Raw genomic sequence first — 17,986 nt, forward strand, 5'->3', positions numbered from 1 at the left:
GATCGGTTCCCAGTACCGAAACAATCACGAAAACCCCAGGTCAGAGTGCATTACTCGGCTTCATTCACCGGGGCAACGAAAGCGTTCCGGTACGCGGAACGGACCCCGTTTTCTTCGGTGACCGGCAATACCCGTTGGGCCGTTCGCCACGGGCTGTGTAATGTGCGTTCCCGTGACGAGCCCCGAGTCGGACAGAATCCCGCCGCCGGTCATCCGGCGGCGAGTCGTCGTGTCCGGCCGTTAGACGTCGTCGGCCCCCTCGCTTTCCGGTGACCGGAGCGCTGTTCCGTGCGCCCGGCCGGTTTCCTCCTGTCCCGCGCACGGCTCCTCCTGCTCACCTTCTGCTTGGGAGTCGTCCGTTGCCCCTGTTCGTCTATGTCCTCGGCCTTGCCGTCTTCGCGCAAGGCACCTCCGAATTCATGGCTTCCGGTCTCGTACCGGGAATCGCCGATGACCTGTCCGTCCCGGTGGGCGCCGCCGCCGCGCTGACTTCGGCGTACGCCGTCGGAATGATCGTCGGCGCTCCCGCCATGGCCGTGCTCAGCGCTCGCTGGCCACGACGCCGGGCGCTGGCGGGGTTTCTGGCCGCGTTCGTCTTGCTGCACGTCATCGGCGCGGTGACGACGAGTTTTCCGGTGCTGTTCGGCACCCGGATCGCCGCGGCGGTCGTCAACGCCGGTTTCCTCGCCGTCGCCATGCCCGTCGCGGTCGCCTTGGCACCACCGGGAAAGCAGGCGCGGGCGACCGCGGTCCTGTTGGCGGGCATCACGCTGTCGTGTGTCGCCGGTGTGCCCGCCGGGGCCGTACTGGGTGACATCGCGGGCTGGCGCTCCGCGTTCTGGGCGGTCGCGGCGCTGTGCCTTCCCGCGCTGGTACTGGTGTTCCGTTCGGCACCCGCCGACGCGGCGGGCAGGCCCGAAGTCTCGATCAGGCAAGAGGCACGCGAGCTGAAAGCACCTCCGGTGCGGCAGGCGATGATCCTCGCGGCCTTGGTCAACGGCGCGACCTTCGCGAGCTTCGCCTTCCTCGCGGTCATCGCGACCGACGTCGCCCGCCTCCCCGCCGGGGCGGTTTCCGGTCTGCTCGCGGCCTTCGGCGTCGGCGCGTTCCTCGGGGTGACCGTGGCGGGCCGCAAGGGTGACGGCGAACTCCGTCGCGGACTGATCCTCGCCCTGTGCGCACTGCCGGTGGGCTGGGCGGTGCTGGCGCTGACAGGAGCACAACCGGTCGCCCTGTTCGTCGTGACGACCGTCCAAGGTGGACTGTCGTTCGGCTGCGGGTCGGCGCTCGTGGCCAGGGTCATGCACGTCGCGTCCGGGGCGCCGACCCTCGGCGGCTCGTTCGCCACGGTGGCGCTCAACGTGGGCGCGTTCCTGGGGCCGGTGCTCGCCGGTCTCGTCACGGAAGCGACGGACGACTATCGCCACGCCCTCTGGATCAGCGCGGCGATCGCCGTCGTGGCGCTCACGCGGGTACCGCGTCGCTCTTGAGCCGTGCGTGGACGTGGACGTCGTGCCACCCGTCCGCGTGCAGCATCGAGGAGCGCAAAGTGCCTTCGAGGCCGTATCCGGCCTTGTCCGCGACGCGGCACGAGGCGTTGTTCGCGGTGGAATGCAGGAGGGACAACCGGTTCATCCCGGCTGTTTCGAACGCCCACCGCGTCAACGCCGCCACCGCGCCGGTCGCGATCCCGATGCCGCGCGCGGAAGGCAGAACCCAGTAGGACAACTGCGCTGAAGCCTCGAAAAGCGAGACGGTGCGGAGGCCGACCTGCCCGACCGGCCGGTCTTCGCGGGCGTCGACCACCGCCCAGCTCGCGTCCGTCTCGTCCGTCCAGCGCCGTTCCCAGCCCGCGATCCAGGCGCGGGCCTCGTCCTCGCCGTCGACTCGGCGGACGTGCCAGCGCTGGATGGCGGGACAGGCGAAGGCGGTTTCGACGCTCTTCGCGTCTTCAGCGCACCACGGGCGCAACACCAGCCTGTCGTCGACGATCAGGCACGGCTGCTTGACCGCCCGGAAGGTACCGGCGGGAAGGACTGGCTCGATGAGCAGAGGCACGCGCCCATCATGGCGCACCGGCGCCGCCGGTCTGGGTAACATCGGCCGGACCATGGAGATGATCACCGTGCCGGCGGGCGAGGTCACGCTGTCCGACCGGCGGACCCAGCGGAGCTGGACCGTCGAGGTCGCGTCCTTCCTGCTCGCGCCGGTGCCGGTCACCCGGGAGTCCGACGAGCGTCCGCTCGTCGAGGTCTCGTGGCCGGACGCCCTCCGGTTCTGCAACACGCTGTCCGAACGCGAAGGGCTGACCCCTGCGTACCGGCTGGACCCCGAAGTGTCGTGGGACCGGTCTGCGAACGGCTACCGCCTGCCCTCCGAGGCGGAATGGGAGCACGCCTGCCGTGCCGGGACGACCGGCCCCCGCTACGGACCGCTCGACGAGATCGCCTGGTACCGCGAGAACTCGGCGGAGTCGGCGCACGACGTCGGCCGGAAGGCACCCAACGCGTGGGGCCTGCACGACATGCTGGGCAACGTCTGGGAATGGTGCTGGGACGTCTACGACGCCCAGGTGTACGGCGAGTACCGGGTCCTGCGGGGCGGCGGCTGGTTCGACGAACAATGGAGCTGCCGGGCCGGGGTGCGGCGCCGCAGCCACCCGACCTTCCGCGTCGACGACGTCGGTTTCCGCCTCGCCCGGACACTGTGACCCCGCCTACAGCGCGCGATGATCACACGATTGAATGACGCCACGGACACCCGGCCGGGGTGTCGGACCCTGGAGGAAACCGTGACCGGAACCGCTCCCCGAGACGTCGAACGCGTCTACTCCACCGCCGACGTCGTCGCGAAGCTGCGCCGCCTCGCCGACGCGCTCGAGTCCGAGACCTCGTTCCGCATCCAGATCGCCGGGGAACGGTTCCGCGTCCCCGCCCGCGCGCAGTTCTCGATCGAGCACGAGCGCGGCGACGGCGAGGAAGAGGTCGAGTTCCAGCTGAAGTGGAAGATCGAAGAAGCCGACTCCGACGACGACTCCGAAGGCACCGTCGTCTGATCTTCCGTCCACAAAGGACTGAGGGGCGGGCTCGCGATTCCGTGGCGGGCCCGCCCTTGAAGACTTGAGTCTCCACCCACTGGAGGCTTTACCGTTCTCTTCATGACGATCAAGGTTCTCGACACCTACCCGGCGATGCGCGAGATCCTTCGCACGCCGCGGGCCGACCGCGCCGCTCTCCTCAAGACGATGGTCGAACCCGCCGCCGGGATGTACCGCTACTTTCCCGGCGAGGTGGACCTCGTAGCGATGCACGCGATGAGCTCCGGTTTCCCCCTCGACTGTGACACCGAGCGTTGCCTGGACGCCCTCGAAGCCCTGCACGAAGCCGACGCATGGAACCGGATCCAGCGGGCGCTCGACGACGCCGTCACCGTGCAGCTCTCGGCGACGCCCGGGCTCGCGGTGCCGGACATCACCGTGCTCACCGTTCTGGGTGACCCCGGCGACGCACACTTCATGGGGCCGAACCTGGGGATGTCGGCGAACGGCAGTGTGTCCGGCTACATCTACCTCACCTTCTGGCCGTATCCGGAGAACCTGGCGCGGCTGGAGGCCACGGCGGTCCACGAGCTGAACCACAATCTGCGCTACAGCCCCGGCGGGGTGATCTGGGATCCGGCGACGGTCACCGTCGGCGAGCAGATCGTGTCCGAGGGGCTGGCCGACGCGTTCGCCCGGCAGTTGTACGGCGACGAGCTCGGCCATGCCCGGATCGGCGTGCCGCATCTGCACGACGACGCCGTGTTCGCGAAGGTCGTCTCGGGGCTGGAGATCACCGGTATGCAGAACTTCATGGCCTGGGTGCACGGCGACGCGACCGCCGCCCGCTACGGCGGCACGCCCGTCGGACTGCCGACCGGTGCCGGGTACGCGGTCGGCAACCGCCTCGTCGACGCCTACCTGGCCGCGACGGGCCGCACCGCCGCGGAGGCCCTGCTGGCGGACCGCCGCGACATCATCGACACCGCGCTCAGGACTCGCGGCGCCTCGACCGGATCGTGAGTGCCACCAGCACGCCACCGAGCATCAGCAGGAAGAGGCCGGGAGCCAGCAGGCCCCGGACCTCGCTGCCGGTCGAGGCCAGCGGGCCGCTGTCGGTCGGTCCGCCGCCCGGAGTGGTCGCTCCCGGCTGCCCCGGCGTGGTGCTCGTCGTGCCCCCCGGCCCCGGTGTGGTGCTCGAGGTACTGCTGCTGGACGTGCTCGTCGGGCGCGAAGAAGTGCTCGAACTGGACGTGCTCGAAGAAGACGAGGCGCTGCTGCTGGAACTGCTGCTGGACGACGAGCTACTCGACGGCGAAGAGGACGTCGACGAAGACGAGGTGCTCGAACTGCTGCTCGACGGCGAGCTGCTGGTCGGGCTCGTGGAACTGGAGGACGAGGACGTCGAACTGCTCGGCGTCGTCGAACTGCTCGGTGTTGTGGAACTGCTCGATGTCGTCGAACTGCTCGGTGTCGTGGTCGGCGTGCTGCCGCAGTCGGGCAGGTCGCCGGTGAACGGGTAAGCGTGGAACTCCTGTCCGCCGCCACCGGTGGCTTCGGAGCTGTGCACCAGCGAGCCCGTGGTGAAGAAACGGCCGTTCATCCCGGACGCGGTGACCGTGGCGGTGCTCCCCGGCTCACCGATCAGCACACTCCCCTGGAACTGCGCGCCACCGGCGATCTTCACCTTCGTGGCGTCCGGGAAGTTCCACAGCAGGCGTTCCCGCAGCTTGTTGATCGGATCCGCGTCGCCGGGGTCACCGGTGAAGGTGTTGATCGTCCGGGCGCCGCCGACCATGTTGACCAGGATCGTCGCCCCGGCCGGGATGCCTTCGAACTCGATGCCCTGCATACCGCCGTTGGCCGCGGTCACGTCGAAGTCCACGGTGAACACCTGCAACGCGGATTTCCCGTCCCCGGTGAACAGGGTGCGGTATCCCTCGTTCTTCGCCGTGCCCGTGGCGGGCCGCGGCGTGGTGCCTTCACGCGCGTAACACTGGCTCGCCACCCGAAGATCCTCGCGCAGGCCCAGATAGGGTTTCGCCGCGTCGGCGGCCTTTGTGAGCGTCCCGTCCACCGTCCCGGTGGCTGTCCCCGCGTACCGGACGACACCGTCGTCGGCGACCAACCGTTGCTGCGGGGCGACACTCACGTTCCCGCCGGTGGTCAGGAAATCCGCGCCGTCCGGTGGCGGGACCCGCGAACCGACGCCGGCGATGCCGACGTTGTAGATCGCGGACACTCCCGCTCGTTTCGCCATGTCGAAGCCGCCAAGGACGACGACCCGTCCTTCGGCTTCCGCCGCCGCTTCGCGTACCTGGAACTCACCGCCGACGAAAACGTTGATGCCGTTGTCGCGACCGGCGTAGTCCAGGTTGTTCACCGGTGGGTATTTTCCGGGGCACGCCGGCCCGACGCACGGTCCCAGTCCGCCCGGTAAAGGGGCGGCGACCGCGCCGTCGGTGACCACGAGGGCCGCCACGCACACCGCCGCGGCGGCACCGGCAGAAATCGAGGCGAACCGCCTTGCACGCATGGGGCGATTCTTGTGCCCTCCGACCGGATGAACACAATCGGAATGCGGAAATACCCCCGACCGGGTGGGATCGGTAACCCACCCGTCCAGTGTTGTCCAGACAACGAAATTCCTGGTGGAACGCTGAATCCCTAGAGTCTGGCCGATGGACGCCGAAGTGAACCGACGCACCGGTTCGGTGGAAGTGCTCGCGGGCCTTCTCGCTCTTGTTCTACTCGTCCGCGGGCCACTCGACGACCTCCTCGGGACACCGATCGCGCGGACCTGGACCACGGTCTTCGTTTCGATCGTCCTCCAAGCCGTTCCGTTCCTCGTGTTCGGCGTCACCCTTTCCGCCGCTATCGCGGTCTTCGTCCCGCGGGAATTCTTCGCGAAAGCCCTTCCGAAACATCCGGCTCTCGCGGTTCCGGCGGCCGCGGCGACCGGAATGGTGCTGCCGGGATGCGAATGCGGTTCGGTCCCGGTCGCGGGTGCGCTGGTGCGCAAGGGGGTCACCCCGGCCGCGGCGCTGGCGTTCCTGCTCGCCGCTCCCGCCCTCAATCCCGTGGTGCTGACCGCCACGGCGATCGCGTTCCCGGATCAGCCGTCGATGGTGTTCGCCAGGGCGGTGGCGGGTCTCGCCGCCTCGGTCGTGATGGGCTGGCTGTGGCTCTGCCTCGGTCGGACGGAGTGGATCAAGCTGCCGGAACATTCCCACGGTGACACTCGCTGGCGGGCGTTCGCCGGGGCGGCGGGGCACGATCTGGTGCACGCGGGCGGCTTCCTGGTCATCGGTGCCATGGCGGCCGCGACGCTCAACGTCCTGATCCCCGGCCGCTGGCTCCAGGCCCTCGCGGACAACCCGGTGCTCGGCATCCTCGCGCTGTCCTTGCTGGCTGTCCTGTTGTCGATCTGCAGCGAGGCGGACGCCTTCGTCGCCGCCTCGCTCACCCAGTTCTCCCTCACCGCCCGCCTGGCGTTCCTGGTGGTCGGGCCGATGATCGACCTGAAGCTGTTCGCCATGCAGGCCGGCACCTTCGGCAAGCAGTTCGCCGTCCGGTTCGCGCCCGCCACGTTCGTCGTCGCGCTCGCCTGCGCGACCGTGACCGGCACGGTGCTCTGGTGAACCGCACCGCGGCGACCGTCGTGCTGCTCCTGCTGGGCGTGGCCGTGGTCAAGGTATGCCTGACCGGCCAATACCTGCTCTATGTCAAAGAGGGGCTGTGGCCGTTCCTGCTCGCGTCGGGTCTCCTGGTGCTGGCGCTGGCGGCCACGAACCGCCATCGTCACCCGAAAGTGGCTTGGCTGCTCCCGCTTCCGGTCCTCGCGTTACTGCTGGTCGTCCCGCAACCGCTCGGCAGTTACGCGGCGGGCAACGCGGGCACGGCGCTGACGCGTTCCGACGACTACCCGCCACTGCCCGACGGCGATCCGGTGAAGGTGACCGTCCTGGACTACGCCTCGCGCGCCGTCTTCGACGAAGGCCGTTCCCTCGGTTCGAAGCGGGTCGTGCTCACCGGCTTCACCGCCACCGCCCCGGACGGCGGGTCGCTCCTGGTCCGGATGATGCTGACCTGCTGCGCCGCGGACGGGCGCCCGGTCAAGGTCGTGCTGGACGGGCACGTCCCGAGCGAACCCGACACCTGGATCGAGGTCACCGGCACGTTCAGGCCGGGGTCCGTGGCGGACGCCGTCAACGGCGAACGCATCCCTTTCCTCAAGGTCGAAAGCGTCACCCCGGTGGCCGCGCCCGAACGTCCCTACGAATAGGGCCTCAGGTCCAGCTCCACCGGATCCCGTACTGGCCGGGCAGCGGGTCGAGGGTGATGAACTGGAAGGTGCCCGTCTCCCGGTCGAGGGTCGCCTCACCGCGTTCTTCCGGCGGTGAGGCGGCTTTCGCCCGGAAGAACGCGGCGCAACTCCGGGGCAGGCGGGCCGGATCGAACGCGATCCGCAACGCCAGATCCCTCGCGGGCCGGTAGATGGCGATCTGGGCGTGTTTCCCGGCCTGCCCCGGCGGGAACCGGACGCCGAATTCCACGACGGCCAATTCCCCCGCGGCCAGTGTCCGGTCCAGCACGAATTCGAAGGCGCAGGTGGACGACGGCACGTCCGCGCGAAACCGCGCCGGACGGCAGCCTTCGGTGAACAGCACCACCGGCGGCCTGGTGAGACTGGAACACCGGGTCACGAACAGGAACCGGGAAGTGCCGTCGTGATCGGCGCGGACCAGCCGCCGGACCCGTATCGACTCCTCGTGCCCATAACCGTCGACACGGAAGGACACGTATTGCGAGAGCCGGTGAGGGGTATCGAGTTCCTCGGGCGTCGCGTCCACTTTGGCCAGTGCACGCGCGACCGTCTCGGGACGGCGCCACACCAGGTCGTAGGCCACCGTGCGATGGTTCAGCCTGCCGCGCGGCCTTCGTGGACCCAACAGCCCGGTCAAGGTTTCCGGTTGCTGGCCGAGAATGGCTTCCAGCGCGGTGACAGCGGCGAGCGAGCTGGCCCGTTCGGGCCGGTTCTCCCCGTTCTGCCAGTAACTGAGCGCACTGATGCTGACCGGTGTCTCTCGTGCCCGCAGACGGCGGCTGATCTCGTTGAGGCTCAGCCCGCTGCGCTCGATCGCGGTGCGCAGCGCGGACCCGAATTCCGCCGGAACGGTGCTCGTCATGAAAGCGCAGCGTACCGCCCGGAACGCCCGACTTTCGTCGGGTGAACCGGGCCTCGTTCAGAGTTATCCAGCGTCCCGAACCGCTTTCCGTTGACGGCGAACCGGCCGCGATTAGGGTCGGGAGAATCCTGGAATTCCTTGCCCATTCCCGAATTGCTCGTTCCCCTGCATAGCCGGAAGAGGATTCTCATGCACTCAGCGACACGACAACGACGATGGCGCCGCCGGACACTGGCCGTCGCGACCTCGGCACTCGCGGCCGGGGCCTTCCTGGTCGCCGCACAACCATCGGCGGTCGGCGCCGCGCCACCCGCCGTACCCGAAGTGGCCGATCAGGTTCCGCAATTGACCGAGGACGGTGTCACCGGCGGGCCCGCCTCGGTGTCCGGCGGCGCGTCCACACAGGCCGCCTCCACCCGCTCGGTCTGCGCTCCCGGCGCACAGTGGCTCCGCGTCCGGTTCACGGAACTTTCGTTGCGCGGCAACGATTCGGTGACACTCACCGGCAGCAGTGCCGGCTCGTTCACGCTCACCGCGCGGAACTGGCCGGGCCGGGCGTTCCACACCCGCGCCTTCGAGGGCGACTGCGTGCGGGTCTCGACGGCGCTGTCCGACCCCGCCAGCCGGTTCGCGATCGACTCCTATCAGGCGGGTGACCGGCCGCTCGCCGCGGCGGCCACGACCGTCGCCGCCGTCGGCGATGTCTGCGGGTCTTCGTGCAACCAGACAGCCCCGCTGGTGAAGAACATGAATCCGCAGGCGCTGATCTTGGCCGGGGACAACGCCTACGACTCGGGCACGCTGTCCGACTACAAGAACAAGTACGACCCGAACTACGGCCAGTTCAAGTCGATCACCTATCCGACGCCGGGCAACCACGAGTACAAGACCTCCGGCGCATCGGGCTACTTCGACTACTTCGGCGCACGGGCGGGCGAACGCGGCAAGGGCTACTACAGCTTCGACGTCGGCGACTGGCATTTCGTCGCGCTCAACTCCAACATCACCCACAACGCGGGTTCGACGCAGGTGACCTGGTTGAAGAACGACCTGGCCGCGAGCACCAAACCGTGCACGGCCGCGTTCTTCCACCACCCGCGGTTCAGCCGCGGCACCCACGGCGACGACTCGTCGGTGACGCCGTTCTTCCAGACGCTCTACGACGCGAAGGCGGATCTGGTCGTCGTCGGCCACGACCACAACTACCAGCGGTACGCGCCGTCGCGGCCCGATGGGAAGCGTGACGACGTCAACGGCGTCCGCCAGCTGCTGATCGGCACCGGCGGCCGCGGGTACTACAACTTCGACCAGTCCTCGGCCGCCGAACAGGAAGCGGGCAACACCAACACCTTCGGCGTGGGCAAGCTGACGCTCACCGCGACCGACTACCGCAGCGAGTTCGTGCCGGTGTCCGGCCGCACCTTCACCGATTCGACGACCGGCAAGTGCAAGAAGGGGGTCTCCTCCCCCGCCTTCTCCGTCGGCGCCAGCCCGTCGTCGGTGTCGGTGAAACCGGGCGGCACCGCGTCGGTGACGGTGAACGTCGGCAGCACCGGCGGTTTCACCGCGGCGACCGCGCTTTCGGTGTCGGGCCTGCCCTCGGGGGTGACCGGGACGATCTCGCCGTCGTCGGTCACCCCGCCCGCCAACGGCACCGCGACGGCGACGCTGACCTTGACCGCCTCGGACGCGGCCACGGGTTCGGCGACAGCCACGGTCACCGGATCCTCCGGTTCGGTCAGCCACACCGCGAACGTGTCCGTCAGCGTCGGCTCGGGCGGCGGTGAGGCGTTCTCCGACGACTTCGAGACCGACAAGGGCTGGCAGGTCAACGCGGACGGTTCGGACACCGCCACGTCGGGTAGATGGGAGCGCGGAGATCCCGAGCAGACCACCTCGACCTACAGCAACCAGATCAAGCAGCGCGGAGACACGACCAGCGGCGCGAACTGCCTGGTCACCGGGCGGCTGGCCGGTTCCGAGTACGGCGCCAACGATCTCGACGGCGGCGCCTCGTCGATGACGTCGCCGCAGTTCACCGTGCCCGCGGGCGGGAAGCTGAGCTTCTCCTACACCTTCGCGCACGGCGACAACGCGACGTCGGCCGACTACCTGCGGATCCGCGTGCTCGACGGCACCACGCCGACGACGGTCTTCGAGAAACTCGGCTCCGCGGCCGAGGTCGCGGGCGCCTGGCAGACCGCGACCGCCGATCTGGCGTCGTACGCCGGGCGGAGTGTCCGCCTGCTGGTCGAAGCGGCGGACGCGAGTACCGCGTCGCTGTGGGAATCGGCTGTCGACGACCTCCGCGTCACCGCGTAACGCAGGAAGGCCGGACATGTACGTCTCCAGTATCCGTTCCACCGACCCCGCCCCGCCCGCCGGACGCGCGAAGCACGCCGTACCCGCCACCGTGGTCGGCCTGGGTGTGGTCAGCCTGATCACGGACATGTCCGCCGAGATGGTCACCGCCGTGCTCCCCCTGTATCTCGTCTATGGCCTTGGCGTGGGCTACCTGCAACTGGGCGCGATCGACGGTCTCTACACGGGCGCCACGGCGTTGCTGCGACTGGCGGGCGGCTACTTCGCCGACCGCCTCGGCCGTCCGAAGGCCGTGGCCCTGGTGGGCTACGGCCTCTCGGCGGCGACCAAACTCGCGTTCCCCGCCGCGGGATCCTCGCTGGGTGCGATCGGCCTCGTCATCGGCGCCGATCGCGCCGGCAAGGGCATCCGCACCGCGCCGCGGGACGCGATGATCACGCTCGCCACCCCCGCCGACGGTCTCGGCCGCGCGTTCGGTGTCCATCGCGCGATGGACACCGCCGGCGCGCTGCTCGGGCCGATCATCGCTTTCGGCCTGCTGACCCTGCTCGTCGGCGACTACCCGGCGGTGTTCGGGGTGAGCTTCTGCCTCGCCGTGATCGCGGTGATCGTGCTGGCGGTGTTCGTCCGCGCCCCCGCCGGGACGGTCGGGCGATCGCGGGTGCGGCTGCGGGAGGGTTTCGCCCTGCTGCGGCAACCCGGCCTGCGCGGAACCTGCCTGGCCGCCGCGTCGCTCGGCGTCTGCACGATCGGCGACATGTTCCTCTTCGTCGGCGTGCAGCGGTCCGCCGGGCTGCCGCCCGGGGCGCTCCCGTTGCTGCCGCTGGCGACAGCGCTGGTGTTCATGGCGCTGGCGTCGCCGATCGGACGGCTCGCCGACCGCGCCGGACGGTGGAAGGTGTTCCTCGCGGGCCACGTCGTGCTGCTCGCCGCGTACGTCGTCCTGGCCGCTTCGGCGAGTGGTTGGCTCGTCGCGGCGGTCGTCCTGGCGGCACACGGTGCGTTCTACGCGTGCACGGACGGTGTCTTGATGGCACACGCGTCACCGCTGGTGCCGGAGTCGTTGCGGGCCACCGGTCTCGCGCTTGTCCAAACAGGACAGTCATTGGCCAGGGCTGCCGGGGCGGTGCTGTTCGGCGCGCTCGCGGCCGCGACGGCGTTGCGACCGGCGTTCGCGATCTTCGCCGTCGTGCTGCTGGTGTCGGTGCTGGCCGGAACGAGGGTGAAATGAGACGGACTTGGCTGGGAATCGCCGCCGTCGTGGTCACGGTGGTGGCCGGGGCGGTCTTCGTCGGCCTGCGCACGGGCGACGCGGTGGAGGAGCAGCGACTCGACCTCGCCCGCGGCGGGTTGCTGTCCGTGGACGAGTCGGGCCGGGTCCGCCAAGACGACCGCGTCGGACCGTCCTGTCAGCGGGTGGACGTCGCCGCGGGGACGCTGGCGTGCCTGCGCGCGACGGCCGTGCCCGACCAAGCCGAGCTCGTCGTCACGAAACCGGGAGCCGAACCGCGGCTGATCTCCGAATGGGGAATGCCGTCGCGGGTCCGGGTCTCGCCGTCCGGACGGCTGGTGGGCTGGACGGTGTTCCGCACCGGCGACTCGTATCTCGGCGGCGTCGGCACGTTCTCGACCACCGCCGGGATCTTCGATCTGGACACCGGGAATCATTTCGGCTCCCTGGAGGATTTCGCGCTCACCGTGGACGGGAAGCCCTACCCGGCCAAGGATCTGAACTATTGGGGAGTGACGTTCGCCCGGGACGACCTGACGTTCTACGCCACCGCCAGATCGGCGGGCGGGACCTGGCTGGTGCGGGGTGATCTCCGCGGCCGCACGCTGACCGCGCTGCGGCGCAACGTCGAATGCCCGTCGCTCTCGCCGAACGGCACCCGGATCGCCTACAAGTTCCGGGAAGGCGACCGCTGGCGGCTGCACGTGCTCTCCCTCGCCGACGACCGCGACGTCCCGCTCGCCGACCCCGCGCATCTGGACGACCAGCCGCAGTGGCTGGACGACCGGACCGTCGCGTACGGCCGCGACAAGGCGATCTACTCGGTGCCCGCCGACGGGACCGGCGCGCCCGTCCTCGTCCGCCCCGCCGCCTCCTCCCCCGCGGTCGTGCGGTGATCCCGCGCGACTGCACCCCGCTCGGCCTGGTCCTGGTGACACTGGCGGCCATCGCGGTCGTGGTGTTGCCGGGGCCAAAGCCCGAATCCAAGGCCGCCGCCATCCCGTCGCTCACCGACGTCTGGCCGGACGCGCGGATCGGCACGGAGGCCGTCACCGGGGCGCCCTACACACCGCTGGCGTATCTCGATTCCGGTGTCTCCGCCGGGATCACGCGGGCGAACGACTCGATCCGGCTGACGCTGGGAGATCGCGTAGTCCGTGAAGTACCGCCGTCGGGCTCGCCCCGGTTCGTGCTCTCGCAGGCCCCGGACGCGCTGGTGTGGCTGGAACTGTCCGACGTCACCAGGGCGGGTTCCCTGTGGCGGGCCGGACCGCTCGGCGAAAATCCGGTCCGCGTCACCTCCGACGTCGGGCGGGTCGTGCTCCTGGAGTCCCAATACGACCTCGTCGTGCACGACGGCCAGGTCAGCTGGATGGCCGTGCGGGGCGACGCCACCGAAGTGCGGACGGTGGCGTTGTCCGGCGGCCCGGTGACCGTCACGCCGCTGTCCGGCGACTTCGCGCTGACAGCGTGGCCGTTCGCGACGTCGGCGGCGATCGAGCAGGCCGGTCCGTCGGAACTCGTGGACGTCCGCGACGGCCGGAGCACGAAGGTCGACGGGCAAAGCGTCGAACTGGTCGACTGCACGCCGTCCTGGTGCCGGGTCCAGGTACTGCGCCAGAGCGGGACGGCGCGGTTCGACCTGATGAGGCCCGACGGTTCCGAACGGAGGCGGGTCGGCGGGAAGGGAATCCGGCCCGCGTTCGGCGACGTCGTCGTGCTCGACCGGTACGCGGTGGTGGTCGACGACGACCGTGGCGCGCTCGTCCTCTACGACACCGTCAGCGGCCGGATGGCCGACCTGGCGACGGAGTTCGGCACGGTACTGGCGCGAGGGCCGTTCGTGTGGTGGTCCGAGGGCGGGAACGAGGCGCTGACCTGGCGGGTCCTGGACCTGCGGACCCTGAAGGGGTCTGCTTGACTGCTGCCCGTGCCGTCCGATCGTGAGCCCTCCGTCGAAGCGGAGTTCTTGACGGTGGTCGGCCGGTTCGCCGGACCGGCCCGGGGCGCCGGGCTGCTGGTGATCAGCGTTTTTGGTGTACTCGCGACACCGTCGGCCGCACTTCCGCTCGGCTTCGGTCTGCTCGCCCTGGCGCTCGTCACCGCCGTGGCCGAGCATCTGGCGGGCAAGACCGGCCGGGGCAGGCCGGTGGCGTTCGCGCTGACGCTGGTGCGCGCCGCGGCGATCTGCGGCACCCAGTTCCTGACGGCGCCCGAAGCGGGCGAGCTGAACCAGTGGGCGCTCAACGTCCTCACCGTCACCGCGATCACCCTGCAATGGGAATGGCCGCCGAAGATCACCGTGCCCGCCATCCTCGGCCTGCTGGCGATCGAGGTGGTTCCGCTCGAGTTCGAAGACGGTCTCTCGGTGGTACTTCGAGTGGTGATCGAAGCCGCGCTCGCCAGGGGTGCCTTCCTCCTGCTTTCGCGCACGACGCGGCGGATCGACCATCTTCGCGAGCGCCGTGCCCGGCTGGCGCGAGAGGAATCCCTCGCCGTGGAACGACGTCGTCAGGAGCGGGAGTATCTGGCCGTCCTGCACGACACGGCGGCGGCCACGTTTCTCACCGTGGCCCAGCGCGGGGAAACGGCGGGCCCGGCCGAGGTCGCCGAGTACGCCCGCCGGGATCTCGCGATCCTCACCGGCGAATCCGGGCGAGGTGGCGAGGTCGACCTCGAGAGCTCGTTGCGCGGCGTGCTCGCGCACAGCCCGGTGAAGGTCGAGACGCGCTGGTCGCCCGTCCCGCCGATGCCGGCGTCGGCCGCGCTCGCACTGGTCCGGGCCGTGCGCGAGGCGCTGGTGAACGTCGACAGGCACGCGGGCGTCGGCGAAGCCCTGCTGACGGTCGAACCCGGTGTGCGCGTGACAGTCCGGGACGAGGGCCGCGGTTTCGATCCGGCACGGACCCCGGCTCAACGACGAGGCGTGCGGGATTCGCTCGTCGAGCGCATGGCCGCGGCGGGCGGCCGGGCCGAGGTGACCTCCGCGCCCGGGGCGGGGACCACGGTGGAACTGGTGTGGCCCGATGGGTGAGACGGCGGACCGGGTCCTCGGCGGCTGCCGGATCGCGCTGCTGATCGTGACCGCGGTGATCCAGATCGGCCTCAGCCTGCCCGTGGTGACCGGAGCCGCGAGCGCGTACGCCTTCGCGGCGCTGGGTGCGGTCCTGGTGGTCGCGGCGTTCTGGGTGCTGCGCGGCAGGGCTGTCCCGTGGCCCGTGGCCGGGATGGCGGCCGTCATGGTGCTGACCGCCTCGGCGGTCGCGACGTGGGCGGTGCCGCCCGGCGAGCTGTTCGGCGACCGGCACTGGGTCTTCGGATTGGCCGGGTGGCATCTGCTGGTCCTGCTGCTGGACCGTCCCGTGGCCGCCGTCGCCGCCCTGGGCGCGCAACTCGCGCTCACCCTCGTCCGGCTCGTGGCGTCCGCGCCCACCGACCGGTTCGAGATCGGCGGGGTGGTGATCGTCGGGCTCAGCGTGATCACCTTCCAGGCCGCGACGCTGGCGCTGGTCCGGATCGTCAACCGGCGGGCGGGCGAAGCCGCGGAGGCCTCGGCCGAACGGGACCGGCTGGCCCATCGCAAGGCGCTCGCCGAGCAGCGGGAAGCCGACCAGCGGAGCCGGTTCGCCGGTCAGCTCGGCGCCACGCTGCCGCTGCTCGCCGGGCTGGCCGACCGCACCTTGGACCCGCGTGACGAAGCTGTCCGGCAGCGGTGCGCGCTCGCGGCCACGCAGCTTCGGCGGCTGTTCGCGGAGAACGACGAAGTCCCCGACCCGCTGGTGCACGAGGTGTCGGCGTGCGTCGATCTCGCCGAGCGGCGGGGTTTGACGGTGACGCTGGCGGTGAGCGGCGAACCGGCGCCCGTGCCGACGGACGTCCGGCGCGAACTGACCGGCCCGCTGATGACCGCGCTGGTCGCCGCGCGGTCCCAAGCGCGGGTCAGCGTGCTCCGCACCGGCGACGAGATCCGGGTCGCGGCGATCACGGACGGTGAACCGGGCACACGGTCGAACGGATCGGACGCCGTCGACGTCGAATGGCACGCACTGGGAGAACGATCGTGGATGGAGGCGAAATGGCGTTCGCGACAGAACTGACCGCGGTGGTCGTCGACGATCATCCGGCCGTACGGGCCGGGGTCGTGCACTGGCTGTCCTCGGGGACCCCGCCGGTCACCGTCGTGGCCGAGGGTGAGGACGTGCGGGCCGCCTGGATCGGCGAGGGCGCGCGGGCCGACGTCGTCATCCTCGACCTGCACCTGAACAGCACCACCCCGGCGATGGGCGATCTGCGCAGGCTCACCGAGGCGGGACGGCGCGTGGTCGTCTACTCGATGCGGGCCGACGACGAGACCGTCCTGCACTGCCTCGAACTCGGCGCGCTCAGCTATCTCACCAAGGCCGAGGGCGCGGACCATCTCCTCGAAGCCGTGCGCGCGGCGGCGGCCGACCGGTCGTACACGCCGCCGTCACTGGCGGGCGCGCTGGCCGGTGACCGCTCGGAGCGGCGTCCGGCCCTCTCCGCGCGGGAAACCGAAGTGCTCATCGAGTGGTTCCAGTCCGAGTCGAAGGACTTCGTCGCGCACCGGCTGGGGATCTCGCCGAACACGGTCAACTCGCATCTCGAGCGGATCCGGGTCAAATACGCCCAGATCGGCAGGGAGGCGCCGACCAAGGCCGCCCTGGTCGCACGGGCGATCCAAGATGGACTGATCGGCGTGAGCGATTTGTGATCACTTGTGGTGCGAACGAGCCACACCGTCGCATCCCCTCGGCGATTACGGTGCGTGGCGAGCACGCCGGAGCCGATCCGGCGGGGAGTTTCCGAGGAGATCCATGAAGTCCGGCCGTACCGCCCTGTCCGCCATCGGCTGCGCCGCCGCGCTGCTGCTTTCCGCGTGTGGCGAGGAGGGCGGGAAGACCGTCAAGGCCGACGGCACCATGGCGCCCGGCAGCGAACTGAAGGTCGGCGAGCGCGCCGTCGTCCCGTTCTCCTACGCCGAGAAGTCCGGCACCATCGCGATCACCGTCAAGTCGATCGACATCGGGCCGAAGGAGGACCTCGCCAAGTTCAAGGACAAGGGCGAAGGCACCCTTCCGGTGTACGTCCGGATGGTGATCGAGAACGTCGGCGGCACAGACCTCTCCGGCGCCGACGTGTCCCTGCGCGCGGTGGGCGCCGACGGCAAGGGCACCAAGGTGATCATGGCCGGCGGCACCCCGGCCTGCAAAGGCGAATCGGCGGAGGAGAACTTCACCACGAAGGGTGCGACCTTCGAGACGTGCGACACCCAAGGCGTCAAGGACGGCAACGAGATCGGCGGCGTGACTTTCAGCGACGGCGACGGCTACAAGGACGACCCGATCATCTGGAAGAAGTGACACCGCTGGGCTGATCAGCGCAATCGATTCGTGATCGTTTGTGGTGCGAACGGCCCACACCGCCCTACTCCCGTGTCGATTACGGTGCGTGGCGAGCACGCCGGAGCAGATTCGGCGAGAAGTCCGAGGAGATCCATGAAGTCCCACCGCATCGCCCTGTTCGCCACCGGCTGCGCCGCCGTGCTGCTGCTTTCCGCGTGCGGCGGCAAAGAGGAATCGGGCAGCGCGGCCCCCGCCCCTTCGCCCGCGCCGACGTCGGCTCCCGCTTCCTCGCCCGCGACCAGCGGCACCGTCCCGGTCTCGAACGCGGACGCCACCGCGCCCGGCAGCGAACTGAAGGTGGGCGACCGCGCCGTCGTCCCGTTCAAGTACGGCACGGACAAGACCGGCACCATCGCGATCACCGTCAAGTCGATCGAACTGGGCGCGAAGGAAGACCTCGCCGCCTATGGCGAGAAGGCCAAGGGCATGACGCCGGTGTACATCCGGATGTCGGTGGAGAACGTCGGCGGCACGGACCTCACCTACAGCACGGTGCGGCTGCGCGCGGTGGGCCCGAACAACAAGAGCACCGGCGTGATCATCACCGGCGAAACCCCGCAGTGCCAGTCCGAAACGGCGAAGAAGGACTTCAAGGCCGCCGGCGCGACCTACGAGACCTGCGAGCTCCAAGCCGTGCGCGACGGCGGCGAGGTCGGCGGCGCGACCTACACCGACAGTGACGGCTACAAGGACGACCCGGTCATCTGGAAGAAGTAAGGCCCTCGGGTCGGGTGGCGCCTCACCGCCATCCCCGATGTCGCGAAAGCCACTTTCAGGACATCTG

The 17,986-nt window shown here is 69.9% G+C and carries 18 protein-coding genes; 15 read left to right on the plus strand and 3 right to left on the minus strand.

What is annotated here, in order from left to right:
- Positions 1-359 precede the first annotated feature (359 nt).
- A complete protein-coding gene (locus HDA45_RS00745) occupies positions 360-1,490 on the plus strand; it encodes a Cmx/CmrA family chloramphenicol efflux MFS transporter (RefSeq protein ID WP_184891368.1) in 1,131 nt (376 codons plus the stop codon).
- Here HDA45_RS00745 and HDA45_RS00750 read toward each other — a convergent pair.
- On the minus strand, positions 1,465-2,058 hold the full coding sequence (locus tag HDA45_RS00750; protein ID WP_184891369.1) for a GNAT family N-acetyltransferase: 594 nt from the start codon (positions 2,056-2,058) through the stop codon (positions 1,465-1,467). The two genes, HDA45_RS00745 and HDA45_RS00750, sit on opposite strands and share 26 nt — an antisense overlap.
- Before the next feature lie 52 nt (positions 2,059-2,110).
- On the opposite strand from HDA45_RS00750, the gene HDA45_RS00755 reads away from it, so the two are divergent.
- From HDA45_RS00755 to HDA45_RS00765, 3 genes are all read left to right on the plus strand, one after another.
- Positions 2,111-2,710: a formylglycine-generating enzyme family protein gene (locus tag HDA45_RS00755; RefSeq protein WP_184905176.1), complete on the plus strand. Its 600-nt coding sequence runs from the start codon at positions 2,111-2,113 to the stop codon at positions 2,708-2,710.
- Between the two features lie 81 nt (positions 2,711-2,791).
- The gene (locus HDA45_RS00760; protein ID WP_076167887.1) at positions 2,792-3,055 is read left to right on the plus strand and encodes an amphi-Trp domain-containing protein; all 264 of its coding nucleotides are present in this window, start codon (positions 2,792-2,794) and stop codon (positions 3,053-3,055) included.
- A gap of 102 nt (positions 3,056-3,157) precedes the next feature.
- On the plus strand, positions 3,158-4,060 hold the full coding sequence (locus HDA45_RS00765; RefSeq protein WP_184891370.1) for a DUF2268 domain-containing putative Zn-dependent protease: 903 nt from the start codon (positions 3,158-3,160) through the stop codon (positions 4,058-4,060).
- On the opposite strand, the gene HDA45_RS00770 is transcribed toward HDA45_RS00765, so the two are convergent.
- Positions 4,029-5,573: a choice-of-anchor A family protein gene (locus tag HDA45_RS00770; protein ID WP_184891371.1), complete on the minus strand. Its 1,545-nt coding sequence runs from the start codon at positions 5,571-5,573 to the stop codon at positions 4,029-4,031. The genes HDA45_RS00765 and HDA45_RS00770 overlap by 32 nt on opposite strands.
- A 145-nt stretch (positions 5,574-5,718) precedes the next feature.
- Between HDA45_RS00770 and HDA45_RS00775 the strand changes: the two genes are divergently transcribed.
- Together HDA45_RS00775 and HDA45_RS00780 are read left to right on the plus strand one after the other, a co-directional pair.
- Positions 5,719-6,678, plus strand: a complete 960-nt coding sequence (locus HDA45_RS00775) for a permease (protein ID WP_184891372.1) — start codon at positions 5,719-5,721, stop codon at positions 6,676-6,678.
- Complete coding sequence (locus HDA45_RS00780) at positions 6,675-7,322, plus strand: TIGR03943 family putative permease subunit (RefSeq protein WP_184891373.1); 648 nt, start codon at positions 6,675-6,677, stop codon at positions 7,320-7,322. The genes HDA45_RS00775 and HDA45_RS00780 overlap by 4 nt, the downstream gene beginning before the upstream one ends.
- A gap of 4 nt (positions 7,323-7,326) precedes the next feature.
- On the opposite strand, the gene HDA45_RS00785 is transcribed toward HDA45_RS00780, so the two are convergent.
- A complete protein-coding gene (locus HDA45_RS00785) occupies positions 7,327-8,226 on the minus strand; it encodes a helix-turn-helix transcriptional regulator (RefSeq protein WP_184891374.1) in 900 nt (299 codons plus the stop codon).
- Between the two features lie 189 nt (positions 8,227-8,415).
- On the opposite strand from HDA45_RS00785, the gene HDA45_RS00790 reads away from it, so the two are divergent.
- From HDA45_RS00790 to HDA45_RS00830, 9 genes are all read left to right on the plus strand, one after another.
- Positions 8,416-10,548 (plus strand): metallophosphoesterase, encoded by a 2,133-nt coding sequence (locus HDA45_RS00790; RefSeq protein ID WP_184891375.1) that lies wholly within the window; start codon positions 8,416-8,418, stop codon positions 10,546-10,548.
- Between the two features lie 16 nt (positions 10,549-10,564).
- Positions 10,565-11,779, plus strand: a complete 1,215-nt coding sequence (locus tag HDA45_RS00795; RefSeq protein WP_184891376.1) for an MFS transporter — start codon at positions 10,565-10,567, stop codon at positions 11,777-11,779.
- Complete coding sequence (locus HDA45_RS00800; RefSeq protein WP_184891377.1) at positions 11,776-12,675, plus strand: TolB family protein; 900 nt, start codon at positions 11,776-11,778, stop codon at positions 12,673-12,675. Before HDA45_RS00795 ends, HDA45_RS00800 begins: the two co-directional genes overlap by 4 nt.
- Positions 12,672-13,700 (plus strand): hypothetical protein, encoded by a 1,029-nt coding sequence (locus HDA45_RS00805; RefSeq protein ID WP_184891378.1) that lies wholly within the window; start codon positions 12,672-12,674, stop codon positions 13,698-13,700. Before HDA45_RS00800 ends, HDA45_RS00805 begins: the two co-directional genes overlap by 4 nt.
- Positions 13,701-13,709: 9 nt before the next feature.
- Positions 13,710-14,813, plus strand: a complete 1,104-nt coding sequence (locus tag HDA45_RS00810) for an ATP-binding protein (protein ID WP_184891379.1) — start codon at positions 13,710-13,712, stop codon at positions 14,811-14,813.
- Positions 14,806-15,876: a histidine kinase gene (locus HDA45_RS00815; RefSeq protein WP_184891380.1), complete on the plus strand. Its 1,071-nt coding sequence runs from the start codon at positions 14,806-14,808 to the stop codon at positions 15,874-15,876. Before HDA45_RS00810 ends, HDA45_RS00815 begins: the two co-directional genes overlap by 8 nt.
- Entirely contained in the window at positions 15,855-16,511 is a 657-nt protein-coding gene (locus HDA45_RS00820; RefSeq protein WP_184891381.1) for a response regulator transcription factor, read from the plus strand. Before HDA45_RS00815 ends, HDA45_RS00820 begins: the two co-directional genes overlap by 22 nt.
- A gap of 103 nt (positions 16,512-16,614) precedes the next feature.
- Positions 16,615-17,160, plus strand: a complete 546-nt coding sequence (locus tag HDA45_RS00825; protein WP_184891382.1) for a hypothetical protein — start codon at positions 16,615-16,617, stop codon at positions 17,158-17,160.
- A gap of 135 nt (positions 17,161-17,295) precedes the next feature.
- Complete coding sequence (locus tag HDA45_RS00830; protein WP_184891383.1) at positions 17,296-17,919, plus strand: hypothetical protein; 624 nt, start codon at positions 17,296-17,298, stop codon at positions 17,917-17,919.
- Positions 17,920-17,986: the final 67 nt, after the last annotated feature.

It is taken from the genome of Amycolatopsis umgeniensis (genome assembly GCF_014205155.1).
GTDB lineage: Bacteria > Actinomycetota > Actinomycetes > Mycobacteriales > Pseudonocardiaceae > Amycolatopsis > Amycolatopsis umgeniensis.